We start from the raw sequence: 17,246 nt of genomic DNA, 5'->3' as shown, positions 1-17,246 counted from the left end.
CAAGATCGCAGTCGGCTCTTTATTCGGGAGCCTTTTCTTGTCGAATAACCTGTTATTAAACAGATAATTCGACAAAATTCGGTAAGACGCCAGAATGAAGGTATAAACGAGAACAGACTGCGAAAACGTAAGTTTGTCCGGAAGGACAATTAGACTTATCGTTTAATGTTCCACCAAAAATATAGGTCACTCAGAACATTCGGGAGGAGGCTAAATCTATTATTTATATGGGGCGAAGAGCCCCTTTTGTTGGTGGCCTGAATATCCTGACTTCAACCGCAAAAAATTAGCGGCACCTACAGAGAAAGATCTGCATTTCTGAGGCGAGGTTTTGTACACTTGGCCTGTGCTTTTTGTCACATGCGTTTGGATCACATACTCATTGCTTTTGTCATCTGGGCAGTCGAAAGCCCAAAGCACAGGAATTCAACCCTTTAAAAATCAAGAGCCAAGTCGCTCCGAAGACTGGTTCTCGACGGAGATGGATGGGATGAAGTTTAGGAACTCGAGCCGATTCAGTCAGTTTTCCTTGTTCTTGATATCGTTATTTCTGGTCGTGGGAGGATACTTTTTTTATCAAGGCTGGAAGCGAAGCTCATTAATGACTCAGGTCGGCGTTCAGGAACTGACCGAGTTAAAAACTCCCACTCTGCTGGCAGATATGCCGATCGAATGGCAATACAAACTCGGTTTCGACCGCATGGTTGGTATTGAGGTTGCGAAAAATAGTCAGATCGAAGAGGCCATCGAGCTATTCGAACCGAAAAAAATTACGGCGATGGAGACTTACCCGGGTTCTCGCCAGATCACGGACGACGGACTGAAAATGCTGTCGAAATTCCCCAACCTGAAGAAGCTTCACTTAAGAAATACTTCCATCACGGACGACGGATTACGGCATCTCGTTCAACTTCAAAACCTCGAAGAGATCATATTCGAAAACAATACTCTGATGACCGGCATGGGTCTCAAAATTCTGAAAGACATACCTGGGCTGCTGAAAATTGAAGTCAGTTCGGGAATTGACCACGATATTCTGTGGGAAGCAATGTGTGATGTTCCGCAGGTTAAAGAAGTTGTTTTTCAATATAGCACTTCACCCTTGGGGAGAGATAATAAACTCACGACGAAACTTCTAAAGCAACTCCATCAGCCAGTCGCTTGGAATCGCTTTCTGTACCTTGACCCAAAAGTCGAACCGGAAGCACTGGAGCATATGCGGTTTCTCAGTTCGGTGGGGAGGCTTCATATTAACGGGTGGACTCTAGATCGCTTTGTGATGCAGCAGCTGGGTGAACTTCCTGGTTTGTCGAATCTGGACTTTGAGGATTGCAAATTTAATGACGAAGCCGCTTCTCTCTTTCAAAAAATGGGCCAGCTTAGTCATCTTACATTACGTAATTGCGAATTCTCTTCAGAACTGCCAAAGGCGGTTGGTGAATTGCCGAATTTGTCGTCTTTCAATTGTTTTGGTTCTCCGCTGGATGACGAAGGGCTTCAATATCTTTGTGACGCGTCCCACCTCACGGACCTTGGTCTTAATAACACCAAAATAACTGATGCGGGTCTAGTTCACCTCGGCAAATTGGAGTGGTTGACTCGACTCAGCTTAGCAAATAACGGACTTACTGATGAAGGAGTGACGGCTATCCCTCCTATGTCGAAACTCAATTCGATTGGGCTGAGCCGTAATCAGATCAAGAATAGAGGGGTCAAACACCTGGCGAAGTTTCGAGGGCTATCTCAGATTGATCTCAGCCATAATCCGGTTGAATCACAAAGTGTCCAAGCTCTTGCTGATCTACCTGCACTTCTAAACTTATCTCTCGCTGATATCGTGATCGACTGGGAGACCTATCGCTTGTTGAAAAAGCGGAAACTGTCGGGGTTTGAGTTCAAAGTATCCGATGTGACTAAGGATTATCTCGTCGAACTGGAAAGTCATCTCTCGAAAGATTCCGAGGGGGCGGAATCAGAAGAACAAAACAAAAGTGAGGCAGTATTAGGGGTAGTAGTCTTCGGGAACAATATCAATTGGAGCATCGATTTTTCTGGAAGCAATATTACCGACGAAGCGCTGCCGCACATTCTACAGAATAGCGCGATGACAACGCTGAACCTGAGTGATACCGAGATTAGCGATGCCGGGTTTATCTCTGCTTTTGAGGAACTCACCAGTAAAGGACGCCCCCGATTGTCAATTAATTTGTCCGGAACTCAAGTCACGGACAAATTGTTGGCTGAAATGGTCTCCCATGAGCAACACGTCTATTTCTCTGTTTTGAATCTTTCCCGCACGGCAATTTCGGATGAGGGAATAATGTTGTTAACCCAATTCCCGAATTTATATGTTCTAGATGTATCCCAGACAAACATCACCGACGCCTGCCTACCGGCTCTCAAGAAGATGCCGAGAGTCAGCCGCTTAGTCATCAAAGAGACCGGTCTGTCGGCAGAGAGCATTCAAGAGCTGAAGACCACCTTCCCCCGTAAAAATATTGTCGACGAGCTACCAACAAGTAAGTTGACATCTCCTATGAGGAGCTCGTATTGAGACTGCTCTGAACCCTGAAATGGGTCGCAAAACCGAGTAAACCCTGACAGCTCTCCCGGCTTGTACAGTTGTCGCATGGAAAACCACTGGCCTATACTTCTGTGACCTCTATTATATTGGTACTTAAGATTTCCAGCCGACCGGTTTCCCCCCTTAGGATGCTGTTGCCCGAACATGAGCCTGACCGATATCACCATTCGTGGTGCGCGCGAACATAACCTGCAGGACGTCTCTGTCACCCTTCCCCGTAACCGTCTGATCTGCATGACTGGAGTCAGCGGGTCCGGTAAGAGCTCCCTCGCGTTTGATACTCTCTACGCTGAGGGGCAACGCCGATATATTGAGTCTCTCTCGACCTACGCCCGCCAGTTCCTGGGGCAACTTCCCAAACCGGAGGTCGATGCCGTTACTGGTCTCGCCCCGTCCATTTCCATTCAGCAGAAATCGAGTGGACGGAACCCCCGCAGTACCGTCGGTACGATTACCGAAATCTACGACTACCTTCGCGTTCTCTATGCTCGCGTCGGCACCTCCTATTGTCCGAACTGTCATGTTCCCATTTCGGCTCAATCCAGTGAGCAGATCATTGATCTGTTACAGCAAGTCCCCGAGGGAACTCGCTATCAATTGCTGGCGCCGCTCGTTCAGCAGCAGAAAGGGGAGTTCCGCGATTTCCTGGAAGACTTGTTGAAGCAAGGTTTCCTCCGCGCCCGCGTCGACGGGAATCTGGTCTCGCTGACCGACGACTTGCGCCTCGATCGTCAGATGAAGCATACGATTGAGGTCGTCATTGATCGTATGACGGGCGGAAAAACGGCTCGTAACCGAGTTGCCGAAGCGGTGCAAAATGGACTTCGCGTTTCCGGCGGACAATTATTGTTCGTCCCGGAAGAGACGAGTCGAGATCTCAAAGAACGTCTCTTCAGCGCCAAGTATTCCTGTCCCAGCTGTCACACCGGATTTGATCCACCCAGCCCGCAACTTTTCAGCTTTAACAGCCCACTCGGGATGTGTCCCGAATGTAATGGTTTGGGTCGCCGGCATGAATTTCAGTCGGAGCAATTAATTGCTGATGCGCGGAAGCCCCTGTTAAAGGGAGCACTGCATCTTCTGGGAACTTCCAAGTCGCTGGGTCGTTGGCGTCGACATCTTTACAAAGGAATCGGCGAGGCCATCGAAAAGGACCTCGATCTGAAGTCGGGTAGTTTCCTGAAAACTCCCTGGCAAGCTCTTCCCTCCGAAGCACAAGATCTCTTTATGCACGGTTTGGGGGATCGGCTCATCACTTTCAGCTGGCGACACTCCGGAGGAGTCTGGAAACATGGCGACACGTATGAGGGTTACATCGACGAACTCCTCGAATCGTACCGCAAAACACGCAACCCGATGCGTCGTCGCCAGCTCGAAAAATACATGGAGATAGTCGACTGTACCTCCTGTCACGGTTCGCGGCTCAATCCTCAGGCACAGCATGTCAAACTCACCTCGAGCGACCGGACGTTCCGCAAAGAACACGATGCTTACGAACTCTCCCTGCCCGACGTCTGTGGACTCAGTATTCGCGAAGCGGCGGAATTCTTTTTCGAACTCAAATTGAACGCCACCGACTTTATCATTGCGGAAGAAGCGCTGAAAGAGATTCGCGGTCGGCTTGGATTTCTGCTCCGGTGTGGTCTCGATTATCTGGCTCTCGACCGTACCGCCCCCACACTGTCGGGTGGGGAAACCCAACGAATCCGCCTCGCCAGTCAAATCGGTAGCGGACTGGTCGGAGTTGTTTACATTCTGGACGAGCCTTCCATTGGCCTTCATCCGCGAGACAATACGTTGTTGTTAGATAGCCTCTGCAATCTGCGTGATCAGGGCAATACCGTCGTAGTCGTCGAACACGATGAAGAAACCATGCGGGCAGCCGATCACCTCATCGATTTCGGCCCCGGCCCGGGCGTACGAGGAGGAGAAGTCACCGTCGAGGGTTCCCTCGCGAAAGTCAAAAAATCGAAAAAGAGCCTCACCGGCCAGTACCTTTCCGGCAAACTGAAAATTGCTGTTCCAGAAGAACGCCGCCCCATTAGTGAAAACAAATTGCGCATCGAAGGAGCGGCGCACAACAACCTGAAAGGAGTCGATGTCGACTTTCCCCTGGGCAGTTTCATCTGCGTCACCGGAGTGAGCGGATCCGGAAAGAGTTCATTAATCAACGATATCCTCTGGCAGATTCTGAATCGGGAACTCAACAAGGGTAAAGGGGACCCGGGAAAACACTCTGCGTTTCACGGTTTAGAACTGGTTGATAAAGCGATCGACATCGACCAGTCTCCTATTGGACGAACCCCTCGTTCCAATCCTGCGACCTATGTCAAACTCTTCGATCAGATTCGCAACCTGTATGCGAATCTTCCCGAATCTCGGGCGCGTGGATTCAAACCAGGCCGCTTCAGTTTTAACGTCGAGGCGGGACGTTGCGCTGCGTGCGATGGTTACGGAGCGACCAAGCTTGAAATGGACTTCCTGGCCGATATCTGGGTGACCTGTCCTGTTTGCGAAGGGGATCGATTTCAGCATGAAACGCTCGATATTCAGTTCAAAGGGTACAACATCGCCGAAGTCCTTAACATGGACGTCCAGGAAGCGCTCGAACTGTTCGAGAATATCCCCAAAATCAAACGGCAGTTGCAGACCCTTCACGATGTCGGGCTCGATTACCTCAAACTGGGGCAACCTTCTCCGACTTTATCCGGTGGGGAAGCACAGCGAGTCAAACTGGCTCGCGAGTTGAGCAAACGTTCGACCGGCAAGTCTGTTTATATTCTCGACGAACCCACCACGGGACTTCATTTCGCCGATATTCATAAACTGCTCGAAGTGTTGCACGGCTTTGTCGACGCCGGAAATACAGTCATCGTGGTGGAACATAACCTCGATGTGATCAAAACGGCCGACTGGGTAATCGACCTTGGCCCGGAAGGGGGACGGGGTGGAGGAGAAGTCGTACTCGCCGGTCGACCGGAAGAAATCGCCGCCAATCGATTATCCTATACAGGTCGTGCCTTGGCTCCATTGCTCGACATGAAGCCTAAACCCGCCCCGAAGAAGTCGCAAATTCCTGCACGACTCATCCCCCTTGGTCCGGGGACTAATGAAAGTGAAAACGGACAAACGAATGGAAAAACGAAAAAACGGGCAACCTATACCGAAGCCAAAGAGATCAACATCCGCGGTGCGCGGCAGCACAATTTGCAGGACCTCAACCTCACGCTCCCCCGCAATCGGATGAGTGTCTTCTGCGGCCCCAGTGGTAGCGGCAAATCATCGCTTGCCATGGATACGCTGTATGCAGAGGGGCAGCGGCGATACGTTGAATCGCTCTCTTCTTATGCCCGCCAGTTCCTCGGCCAGATGCCCAAGCCACGCGTAGAGCATATCCACGGACTCTCCCCTTCGATTGCGATCGAGCAAAAAAATACAGGCCACACTCCCCGGTCCACCGTAGGGACGGTCACCGAGATATACGACTATCTCCGGGTCTTGTTTACGCGTTTGGGAACCCGATACTGTCCTGATTGCGAAATCCCGATAGCGACGCAGACCCACGACCAAGTCGTCGCGCAGATTTTGACCTCTGCTGAAGAAGGTCGGATTCTAATTCTCGCGCCGCAAACAATTCGCGTGGGTCAGAAGTACGAAACCTTATGGGAACGCTTAAAGGCTCAAGGTTACGCCCGTGTACGAGTCAATGGTGAAACCTACCGTATTGATGATGTCCCCGAGATCGACCGTCGCCGACAGCATACCGTAGAGATCGTCGTCGACAGGATTACGCTGGGCAAACAATCCCGTTCGCGTCTGGCCAGTTCGATTGAAACGGCGTTCGATCTGGGCGCGGGTGAATTACATGTCGCCCATGTCGAAGAAGACAGAGAAGAAACTGAATGGGAACTCGATTACTACAGTCTGCATCTGGCCTGTCATGAATGTAGTCGCAGCTTTGAAGAACTGACTCCGCAGAACTTCTCGTTCAACAGTCCGCTCGGATGGTGTGAAGCGTGTGAAGGAATTGGAACCGAGCAGGGTACGGACCTGACATCCTTAATTGCCGACGCGAAAAAAACACTCGCCGAAGGAGCGATTGCCGCCTGGCCATTACCGTCTAAAAACCCACTGTTCAATTCTTTCCTCAAAGGCCTTTCCAAGTCATACCGAATCCCCTTGGATGTTCCCTTTGACAAACTCGGACCGCAACAGCAGCGAGTTATCCTGAACGGTGGTGATCGCTGGATCGAGATTGGTTCAGGCAAAGGACCCAAACTCAAAATTCAATACAAGGGTCTCTACCCCGCGATTGAAGAAGCGGCCCGCGTCTCCTACTCGCACCGCCGTAAACTCCTCGACATGATCGGAGAAGTCCCCTGCTCGTACTGTGGCGGCAGCCGCTTGCGAGACGATTCCGCCGCGGTCCGATTTCACGAACAGACCATTCAGCAAATCTGTCAGATGTCGCTGGAAGAAAGCCTGCAATTCCTCGCGCAGATCAAGCTGAAAAAAGACGACAAGAAAATCGCCGGGGACCTACTCGACGAAGCTCACAGCCGATTGGAATTTCTGGTTGATGTCGGTTTGAACTACTTGAGTCTGGAACGTGGGTTACCCACCCTTTCCGGCGGTGAGGCACAACGCATTCGTCTGGCGGGGCAGATTGGCCGCGCTTTGACGGGCGTGCTGTATGTACTCGACGAACCGACGATCGGGCTTCATCCCCGCGACAATACCCGACTGCTCGAAGCACTTCAAAAATTGCGAGACCTGGGAAATACACTCATCGTGGTCGAACACGACCGCGAAGTAATGGAAGCCGCCGACCAGTTAGTCGATTTCGGTCCAGGGGCGGGACGTATGGGAGGGGAAATTGTCGGCCGAGGAACACTCAAACAGCTAACCCGTATGAAAACGCTTACGGGAGATTACCTTTCTGGAAAACAGGGAATCCCGATTCCCAAACAGCGTCGCGTTATCGAGGGCGAACCTCACGACCGCGGATGGATTGAACTTCTGGGAGTGCGACATCGCAATCTGCGGGATGTCGATCTCAAAATTCCGATGGGAACGTTTACCTGCATCACGGGGGTAAGTGGTTCCGGGAAAAGTACCCTGGTTGAAGAGACGCTCTCCCGTGCCCTGCAGCAGCAACTGACGAACAGTTCTGATCCCGCAGGTGCGTTCGATGAATTGTTGGGTGTGAGTGAAATCAACAAAGTGATCACCGTTGATCAACAACCGCTGGGCAACACTCCCGCCTCCAACCCGGCGACCTATACCGGCGTGTTTGAACACATTCGCGAACTCTTCACTCGGCTACCGGAATCGCGCGTCCGTGGTTACCGGCCCGGCCGCTTCAGCTTTAATCGAGCGGGGGGACGGTGCGAAGACTGTGAAGGGAACGGTCAGAAATGTATCGAGATGCACTTCCTCCCTGACGTCTGGGTGGAGTGCGAAACCTGTCACGGAAAACGGTACAATCAGGAAACGCTCGACATTAAATTCAACGGACATTCCATCGCGGATGTTTTGGAATTGCCAATCGGTCTGGCCTACGAGTTGTTTAATAACATCCCAAAAATTCGCAGTTACCTGGGAACCCTCTGTTCGATCGGACTCGACTACCTCACTTTAGGACAATCTGCTCCGACGTTGTCAGGTGGGGAGGCTCAGCGGGTTAAACTGGCTTCAGAACTGGTCCGTCCTCATTCGGGAAAAACATTGTATATTCTGGATGAACCGACCACGGGGCTGCACTTCGATGACATTGCTAAACTGCTCAAAGTCTTAAACAGTCTTGTCGAAGCAGGAAATACGGTCGTTGTGATCGAGCACAACATGGACGTGATCAAAATGGCCGACTGGCTTGTCGACCTTGGTCCTGAAGCAGGTGAAGGGGGCGGTAACATTGTCGTCCAAGGGACCCCCGAGACTGTGGTCGCTCATGCTGATCATTATCAGGAAATAACCTCAGGCAAAAGTAACGGACAGAGTGTTAAATCGAAGGGACGTAAGAAAGAAACATCCGAGTTATTCCGTTCCTACACCGGCGAATTGCTCAAGCCCATTCTGCAGTCGGCTCGTCGGGAAGATCTTGAGATTTACGATGCCAAACGGGAATCGAAAAAACAGGCGGGCGATCTCGATCTGAAAGACATTGGTAAAGAAGAAAAAAGTCCATGGCAAGTCGATGGTCGTCGCTGGCATACGCAGGACCGGGTCAGCCTTTCCGGAAAACCATGTCGCTGGGAAGGAGAAGCTCTCGACGAAGTCGTTGAATATCTCTCTGCCAAATTCTCTCTCTCGGAACCGAACTGGAACCATCGTTCGACGGTTGAAATTAAAGGGCAAGGCAAAGAGAACAGTTGGTTCCTGCATGCGTTGACGTCCGACGAATGGTTGTTAACACTCAAGTTCCGTGTCCCTAAGAAAACGTTCGAGCAGGATGATCTGGGAAGTCGGCTCGCGCTCACCTCTGTGGATGACCTGGATGATATTCCCGTTTACAACCGGGGAACGCGCGTGCGAGTGAAGAACAAAAAGGGTCCGTGGCAGGAAGTGCAGATTACGATTCATACTGCTGGCGACGTCACGACCGATGCCTTTCGAGGTTTCCTGAGCGAAGCGGCGAATGCATTTCAGGGAACTGTGAAAGAGCAGGCGAAACTGAACCCGGCTGACTTGATGCCGTGGAAGCTGTTGGGACGCAAATGGCATTTATTGCGAAAAGGTTTCCCCAGTAACAAGCGAGTCAGTTGGCCGGCGGAATTGATCGATGCACTTTGTGATCTGTGTGAGCAGGACGAAAACCTGGAAATGGATTATGCTCAGAAACAGATGATTAAAATCACGCACAAACCGACCAGCAAGAAGGTGGCGACGATCCATACCAAACGGCGGGAAGGAGTCGACCTGACGTTATTCGACAAACAGGGAGAAATTACTCTTGGTCGCATCGCTACCCTGGGGGCAGACCGCGAGATCAAAGAGACCTCGGCGGGTGGGCATACGGTGAAAATTCGGTTGGATGACCCGGCCCAGGTACGTTCTCCCGAGTTTCCTAAGTTGATCGAAAGTTTTGCCGGCTCGCTTTAAGGATTAACTCGTCGCTTAAGTATTGCTCAACGAGGGGCCGAAGTCGGTGAATTCAAACTACTCTCCATCGGTTGATCGACAGGAGGAAGTTTCGATTTCGCTGTTTGAACTTTTCGGGCAACCCGCACTCGTTGGGATTTGATTTCTTCGGTGAGATTACGTCGCGTATAAACTTCGATTTTGGCCCCGTCGTGGATCACATCGAGGTTGGACATAACGACGACTTCGCCCGGATTGACTCCGGCAGAGATCACGGCCAGAGATTGCAGTGTCTGTTCTACTTCAACAGACCGGGCTTCCACCGCGTACACGGGCGGGCGATCATCCTTAGCAACTTTGTCTGTTGCTGTGTCTTCTGTTAATGTGTCTGCCTGATTCCCTTTCGTTCCCTTCGCCTCATCCTGCTTTGCGCTCTCTTTATCATCTTCATCTCGATCTGTTGGAGACTTGGGCCGAGGAACTGGCTCACTGGAAGCAACAAAGATCTGACCGTTCTGAATGGCATCGCGCGGAACGATGAGGACGTCTTCGAGAATGTCTCCTTCAATGCGTGCATGCACGAAGGTTCCGGGCAACAAGGGGGCCGTCTGTTCGCGATTATTCACCTGCACGAATACTTTGACGGTGCGTGTTTGTTCGTTCATCACAGGGGACAGCCGCACGATATTTCCATACCAGCGCGAACTGGCTGTTTCGTTTTCGGCCAGTTCTACCAGCGGATAGACTTTATCGTCCAGTTGTGCTTTCAGAAAGGCATAGTCCTTCATCGTGATCGAAACGGGGACTTCCACCAGACTCAGGTCGACCATTTTAAGAAGTTCTTTGCCGACGTTGACATACTCACCCAATTCGACGGAGACCTCACTGACGACCGCATTGAAAGGCGGGTTCACTTCGGTTCGTCTCAGATTATGTTCGGCCAGCTGCAGATCCTGCTCGTGGTTTTCAATCTGCCGCTCTAACTTTTCTCTCTGTAGTGGGTAAAGTTTATTTTCATTTTCCGCTCGCAACAGAACGGTTTCGTATCGTTGTAGCTCCAACTGGGCCTGATCGAGTTCGGATGAAGAAGCGACTCCCCGAGTTTTCAGGCCCTGTACTCGCTGGAATTGTTCCCGGTAGACTTTCAGGTCCGCCTCAGCTTTATCGAGGACTTCCCGTTGATTAATTTCCTCTTTGTTTAACCGGGCCAGTTCGGCTCGGTCGGAGGCGAGCATACTATTGGCTTGGGATACTTTTTGTTGGTAAGTGGTCGGGTCAATGCGGATCAACAGATCGGGAGGTATCCGCTCGGACTCTCCATGGGCGATCATTTTTTCGCCTACTTCCAGACGAGGATTGGTCTGCACCACTTCACCTGCAACCTGAGCCGACACCACCACTTCACGGTCTGCCTTGGCGGTTCCGAAGCCGGTAATAATTCGCTGAACCTGGCTCGGATTGGCATCGTAGACAGTAACTTTGTAAACCAGTTCGCGTGCGTCACGACTCTCAGGAGATTTTTTCAAGGACTTCAGATACAGGAATCCAAATACAGTTCCAGTTAGCAATAGCACGGCGATCACCGAGACCATCACCATTGGCAGTTTCGATTTGAAGTTCTGTTTTTTAGTGATCTTTTCGTTTCCCATGTGCCTCTTAAAAGTTGATCCCGCGACGTCGATCAGGTGATCCAAATCGATGTGCTCAGGTGAGTCTAACTTCCCTATTAAGTTGTTGATTCCATTTTCATTGAGCGTGTTTACAATAATAGAGCCGGGTCTTCCCGGCGACTTAGATCAGGTGGCGAAATTCCTTAATTTTTCTCAATAAGCACTCGAATACACCCGATTTTTGGTTCCGTGGGGAATTCTAATGGCCCCCGCCGGTGCTGAATCTGGGGGACTTCGGTCCTTCAGCAGGACCTGATTCAGAAACAAATTCCAGTTTTACGATCTTTTTCGTTTCCAAATCTATTTCATTGTGACTTAATTCCGACTTCTTTGTTCGATCAAACAGAGTAAAATCATTTAAATTCCCGAGAAGGGTAGTTCCTGTCTCGAAATCAGGAAACAGAGGCTTGATCAAACGAAGAATTTTACCTTCGATAAGAATCGGCTGATGGCCCTAACGTTATCAACTGCAAAAGGTTGCATTAAATGACCCGCACCGCGACGGCCTCTCCAATCTGCACGTTTCCTCCGGGAAACTTCTTCTCTAAGGAAGAAGTGGCGCAGTTCCAGCGCGAAGGTTACATCATCGTGCGTAATTTGGCAGATTCCGAACTGGTCGAACAAATGCGGAAAGTGACCCGCAAGCATTTAGACGAGACCATTCTCCCGGTCGAATTCGAAGCCGATGTTAAGTACCCCGGTTCACCCATGAGTCGCGACTCGGTCGGTGGGCACACGATTCGCCGATTAAAGCAGGCACACGCTCGCGATGTCTGTTTTACGGAGTGGGTTTCCTCTCCTCAAATGCTGGGGCGTTTATCCCAACTGCTGGGTCCAGAACTGGTGATGCCGCTGGCACATCATAATTGCATCATGACTAAGCAACCAAGATTCAGCAGTCGCACCGGCTGGCATCAGGATATTCGCTACTGGTCATACCAACGCCCCGAATTAGTAAACGCCTGGTTAGCGCTCGATCATGAAGAGAGCCACAACGGATGTTTGCAAATCATTCCCCGGTCTCACCGTATGAACCCGGCGGATCATGCCTTCGACCAAGCTCAGTTCTTCAGCGAAGATGACCCGAAGAACCAGGCGCTGGTTAACAGCCGTATTGAAGCAGAACTGCAACCGGGCGATGTACTGTTCTTCCATGTCCTCGCCCTGCATGCAGCGAGTGAAAATGTCAGCGAGCAAACGAAGCATTCAGTGGTGTTCACCTTCCGGCCGGCGGATAACAAGCCGACTCCGGGTAGCCGGTCAGCCGCGCTTCCGGAATTAATGTTACCTGCACCGCCTGCCATCGAAGATTAATCTCAACCGACTATGACAACACGGCCTCTTTGGTCGTCCCGAGAAACAAAAAAAGAGCGAAACCTGATCACAGGTTCGCTCTTTTTTATTGTGAGACTGTTTCAAACAGTTCGTTTTCGAACGGTTTACTTAGCTTCTTCGGATTCAATAGGAATCGTTCGTACAACCACGGGGTCGTGGAAGTAGGTTTCGATGACTTTCTGAATGTCTTCCGAAGTGACCGCGTTGATCCGCTCGTCGTACTTTTTACTGTAGTCGTAGCCGAGGCCGTATAGTTCATCAAGGCCGTCCGAGAAAGCTTGCTCGGTAGCGGTTGTTTTGGACATGGCTTCCTTGGCGATCATTTTCTCTTTCACCTTGGTGAGCGTCTCCTCGTCGACTCCATTCTCCCGAAGTTCAGTCAGATTGGCCTCGGTGCGGGAAATAACTTCATCGACGGCGTCGGGAGTTGTTTGTGCCAGGAAGGCGAAATAACCCGGAGCGAGCCCTGACAGCTCAAATCCATAAACATAATAAACGAGACGTGCGCCACGGAGTTCGGCGTAAAGCTTTCCACCTAACCCCCCTGTTAGATAAGTCTGAATCACTTCCAGGGTTGCCCGAGTGTCGGCGTCGAGAACAGAAACAGTCGGATAACCCAGCATCACCAGGGCCGTTCCTGCTCGCCGGTTTGTCGCGGTCGCCGATGACGCTTCAGAGCGGGCATGTGTTGTGGGAAATTCTGGTGGAGTGAAACTTTTGGCAGGTAGCTGCCCAAAGGTGTCGTTGACCAGCTTTTCAGCTGCTTTAATATCGATGTCCCCATAGATGGTGATCACCATATTTTCGGGGACAAACAAGTTGTTGTGAAAACTGCGACAGTCGTTGACCGTCAACTTGGCGACCGTTTCTGAATTCCCCAGAACCGTGCGGCTGTATGCCTCGTCGGCTGGCAATTGGTCGACCCACAAGTCCATGATTTCGGCTTGGGGATTCGCTTTTCGGGCAGCGATCAAAGATAGTTGTCGGGTCTGTGCTTTGGTGAACTCTTCTTCAAGGAAGAGAGGAGCTGTTGCCACCTGAAACAGGTAATCAAAAGCTTCTTCAAAATTCTGGCTGAGCACAGTCGATTGAAGGTAGGTCGTGTTACGCTGTGATTCCACAGTCAAATTACCACCGATCGAGTCGAAGTATTCCGAGATTTGATCCGCTGTATACTTTTCAGTTCCCCGGTCAAACAGGCTGGCGGCCAGGGCGGCACGACCAGCAGTTTCTTCTGTATCGCTGAGGACTCCCGCGACGGTAAACAGTTGCATGCTGACCAGCGGTGTCACGGCATGCCGTTTCAGAAGCAATGTCACTCCGTTCGGAAGTTCTTTACGAATGACATCCGACTCCAGCTCAGCTTCCGCTGCTTCGTTCGTTGCTTCCCGCAGTCCTATCGGAACGAGGCGCACAGTGTTGAGTCGCTGGGGTACGAAGAACTGCTTGGCGACAGCCTGAATCTCATCGGCGGTGACGGTCTGGATTCCTTTAACATATTGTTCATCGAACAGGGGGTCACCTGTTGATTGAAAACTGCGTGCCAGCGATTCCACTTTGGATTGAACCGTCTGCTGGCTGAAGACATGCTCTGCAGCCTTCTGTTGTTTGACTTTGGCCAACTCCGCTGCGCTGACAGGTTCTGTTTTTAAGCGTTCGATTTCTTCCATGATGATTTCACGACATCGCTCCACGTTTTCCGCTTTGCATTCGACGGAAACTTGAAACCACCCGGGAACATCACCCGGTGTGTAGGAAGCACTGGAGACCGATACCGCCAAAGGCTCATCGATTTTCAACCGTTTCGTCAGGCGGGCACTGTCACCATTGGTCAGCACATAACTGGCAACATCCAGTGGGTACAGTTCAGGGTCCTGCAACATCACGGTTGGCCAGGCCACGCTCAGTTCGACTGTTTCGCCTTCCATCTCGATGGTCGTTTCGCGGGGAGAAGCCTGAGGTGGTTCCTCTGCGAGGACAACACCACGATCATGAGTTCGGAGAAATCCCTGGAACTGCTCTTTCACCTGGTTCAAAATATCTTCGGTCTGCACATCGCCGCCGACGACGAAAATCATGTTTTGAGGGACGTAACGTGTTTTATAAAAGGTACGAACGTCTTCCAGTGTGGTGCCCTGCAGTACTTGAAGGTAACCGACAATCGGATGCTGCATGGGATGTTCGGTAAAGATGAGTTGTTTCATCGCCTGGTAACCGACGCGGTCACGCTGGCTGAGCCCCATTTCCAATTCACGTTGCACCACACCCAGTTCGCGGAGATATTCTTCTTCAGGAATGATGCAGTGTTGCATGCTGTCAGCGATTAGTTCGATCGCCAAGTCAACTCGTTTGGCAGGGGCGTCGATGTAGTAGGCTGTAATATTGTTCGACGTATAGGCGTTAGTTTTGCCACCCAATGAATCAACCAGTTCCTGAACGTCATCTTCCGACCGTTTGTCGGTCGTGCCGCCCGAAACCAGATGTTCGACCAGGTGACTGATTCCCGCTCCCAGGTATTCGCCTTCGTAGGCTCCCCCCGTGTTGGTGACGTAGCAACGGACCGTTGCCAGGGCGGTAGCGTGATTCTCCTGTACGATCACGGTCATGCCATTGGACAGCTTGGCAAGAGTCACCCCCTGCCCCAGTGGCTGGCGGGAAGTGTATTCGACAACAGCTTGACTACGATGGGCCGGTTCGGCCGCCAGGGCGGAATGGGAATGTGTTCCCGATCCGGTAAGAGCCGTCATGGCAAGCATACATCCTGTAATGGTGAATAGACGGATAATCGATTTCATGATGTCGCGAATCTCCTCTGATGCGATTGGCACGGTAGACTGGATCATCAACTCGCCCCGTTCTTTGCGGCTTCGCAAAGCGATCCAAACAGAGATCGACATGGGAGGCGAGTGACAGCTCTACGCACATGAATCATCGCGATCTGAGGCAAGTTCGTCAATCTTGTTAACCAGGGAAAGCCATTCAGGCAAGGATTCGAGCAGACTTCAATATCCCTGAAAACCTCCATCGGGAGTCTCGGTTGGAGTGAATTGGATATCCCCAATTTCCCTGATTGAAGACGGCTTTCGTCCGGGTTGGAACCTTCTCTTCTGTTCCGTCGTGCAGAGCCAGCAAATCCTCGACCGCGGCGGCCCGAAGTCGTTTGACACACTCGCTCCCAGGGGGACGTGGCAGTCCAGTGATCCTGAGTTTTTCCTTATTATTTAAGAAGAAACCGAAGGGGTATAGTGGTGATTCAGGTAAAGAGCTATCATGACGGGAATTTGAGGTTTGCTGACCCATTCACCCCCGAGGAAAACTTATTGTCATGAAGACCATCACCATTGAGGACCAATCATCCGGCTCGGTAGCGAATATCAGTCTTGAATATGGATTCAACTGCTACTCGTTCCTGGGAGTGGTACAGGGCAAAAAGGTGGACGTGATCGACGCTGCCCCTGAGTTTCCGGAAAACGGTGAGCGCCCAAGTGGTAATGGTATTCCGATTCTGTTCCCCTATCCCAACCGTATCAGCAATGGAACCTACACCTGGGAAGGCAAAGAGTATCACCTGCCTGAAGGCGTTGTTTCCTATAACAATGGCAGTGCAATTCACGGTTTCTGCCTCGACCGCCCCTGGCGTTTGATTGAATCAGACACGAACTCCGCTCTCGCTCAATTCAAATTGAGCGTTGACGCACCCGATCGTAAAGATCTGTGGCCTGCCGATTTTATTCTCGAGGTCCGTTATTCCATCAGTGGTGCCGTACTCACTGCCGATTGCCGGGTGCTCAACTGCGACGACAAACCCCTTCCCTGGGGATTTGGAACGCATCCTTACTTCAAACTGCCCCTCGTTTCCTCTTCGCATGCAGGAAACTGTCTCGTCAGTCTTGATGCCGAACGACAGTGGGAACTGAACGACTGCCTTCCAACAGGTCAGCAGGTCGATGTTCCCGAAGACAAGGATCTCCGCGAAGGAGCCTACTTCGATTTGCTCAAACTGGATGATGTCTACACCGGCTTAGGTGACAAAGACCAACTGGAATGCAGCATTATGGACGAAGATGCGGGAATTCAGGTCGCTCAGCGTTATGGATCGATCTTCCGCGAAGTCGTCATGTTCACCCCACCCGGACGCGACGCGATCTGCCTCGAACCGTATACCTGTGTCACCGATGCTATCAATCTGCAGCAGCAAGGCATCGATGCCGGACTACAGGTTCTGGAACCAGGGCAGGATTGCCGGTTTCAAATTGCAATTGGCGTGGAAGAAGTCGTCGCCTGATCATTTCGATCGGAGAAGCAAACGATCGAATCCAAATAGCATGCAATGGTACTAAGTCATTGTTGTCTGCAGGCTTAGGCTGTTTTTGGTCCGTTTTGGATTAGGGTCGAGTGGGAGGTTTTTCCGCAATTGGGATACCCCGCTGCGATAGCGTACCGTATAGTTAAATATACCTGAAAAAGAGGAGCTCATTCAGTGACCGTCGCTGGATGAATTCCCTTCTTTTCTGTGTCACACTATCTTTACCTCCGGACTGATACGGACAGAATCCAAGTCAACACTCTCACCGCGG

At 51.2% G+C, this 17,246-nt stretch carries 6 protein-coding genes; 4 read left to right on the top strand and 2 right to left on the bottom strand.

Features of this window, described 5'->3' with window-relative positions:
* Positions 1-601: 601 nt before the first annotated feature.
* A complete protein-coding gene (locus Pla110_RS19500; RefSeq protein ID WP_197440311.1) occupies positions 602-2,554 on the top strand; it encodes a hypothetical protein in 1,953 nt (650 codons plus the stop codon).
* 174 nt (positions 2,555-2,728) lie between these two features.
* Positions 2,729-9,685, top strand: coding sequence for an excinuclease ABC subunit UvrA (uvrA, locus tag Pla110_RS19495; protein WP_144998324.1), 6,957 nt, complete (start codon positions 2,729-2,731; stop codon positions 9,683-9,685).
* 26 nt (positions 9,686-9,711) lie between these two features.
* On the opposite strand, the gene Pla110_RS19490 is transcribed toward uvrA, so the two are convergent.
* Positions 9,712-11,313, bottom strand: coding sequence for an efflux RND transporter periplasmic adaptor subunit (locus Pla110_RS19490; RefSeq protein WP_144998322.1), 1,602 nt, complete (start codon positions 11,311-11,313; stop codon positions 9,712-9,714).
* A 507-nt stretch (positions 11,314-11,820) separates the two neighbouring features.
* Between Pla110_RS19490 and Pla110_RS19485 the strand changes: the two genes are divergently transcribed.
* Complete coding sequence (locus tag Pla110_RS19485) at positions 11,821-12,648, top strand: phytanoyl-CoA dioxygenase family protein (protein WP_144998320.1); 828 nt, start codon at positions 11,821-11,823, stop codon at positions 12,646-12,648.
* A 125-nt stretch (positions 12,649-12,773) separates the two neighbouring features.
* On the opposite strand, the gene Pla110_RS19480 is transcribed toward Pla110_RS19485, so the two are convergent.
* The gene (locus Pla110_RS19480; protein ID WP_231742627.1) at positions 12,774-15,464 is read right to left on the bottom strand and encodes a M16 family metallopeptidase; all 2,691 of its coding nucleotides are present in this window, start codon (positions 15,462-15,464) and stop codon (positions 12,774-12,776) included.
* 530 nt (positions 15,465-15,994) lie between these two features.
* Between Pla110_RS19480 and Pla110_RS19475 the strand changes: the two genes are divergently transcribed.
* Positions 15,995-16,954: an aldose 1-epimerase gene (locus Pla110_RS19475; protein ID WP_144998316.1), complete on the top strand. Its 960-nt coding sequence runs from the start codon at positions 15,995-15,997 to the stop codon at positions 16,952-16,954.
* Positions 16,955-17,246: the final 292 nt, after the last annotated feature.

The sequence above is a fragment of the Polystyrenella longa genome (assembly GCF_007750395.1).
GTDB lineage: Bacteria > Planctomycetota > Planctomycetia > Planctomycetales > Planctomycetaceae > Polystyrenella > Polystyrenella longa.
This window is presented reverse-complemented; position numbering and strand designations above follow the sequence as displayed.

Bases quoted from the DNA above. Each gene is read 5' to 3' on its own strand.
- Pla110_RS19490 (WP_144998322.1), bottom strand. From the start codon at position 11,313: ATGGGAAACGAAAAGATCACTAAAAAACAGAACTTCAAATCGAAACTG.
- Pla110_RS19485 (WP_144998320.1), top strand. From the start codon at position 11,821: ATGACCCGCACCGCGACGGCCTCTCCAATCTGCACGTTTCCTCCGGGA.
- Pla110_RS19475 (WP_144998316.1), top strand. From the start codon at position 15,995: ATGAAGACCATCACCATTGAGGACCAATCATCCGGCTCGGTAGCGAAT.
- Pla110_RS19480 (WP_231742627.1), bottom strand. From the start codon at position 15,464: ATGAAATCGATTATCCGTCTATTCACCATTACAGGATGTATGCTTGCC.
- uvrA (WP_144998324.1), top strand. From the start codon at position 2,729: ATGAGCCTGACCGATATCACCATTCGTGGTGCGCGCGAACATAACCTG.
- Pla110_RS19500 (WP_197440311.1), top strand. From the start codon at position 602: ATGACTCAGGTCGGCGTTCAGGAACTGACCGAGTTAAAAACTCCCACT.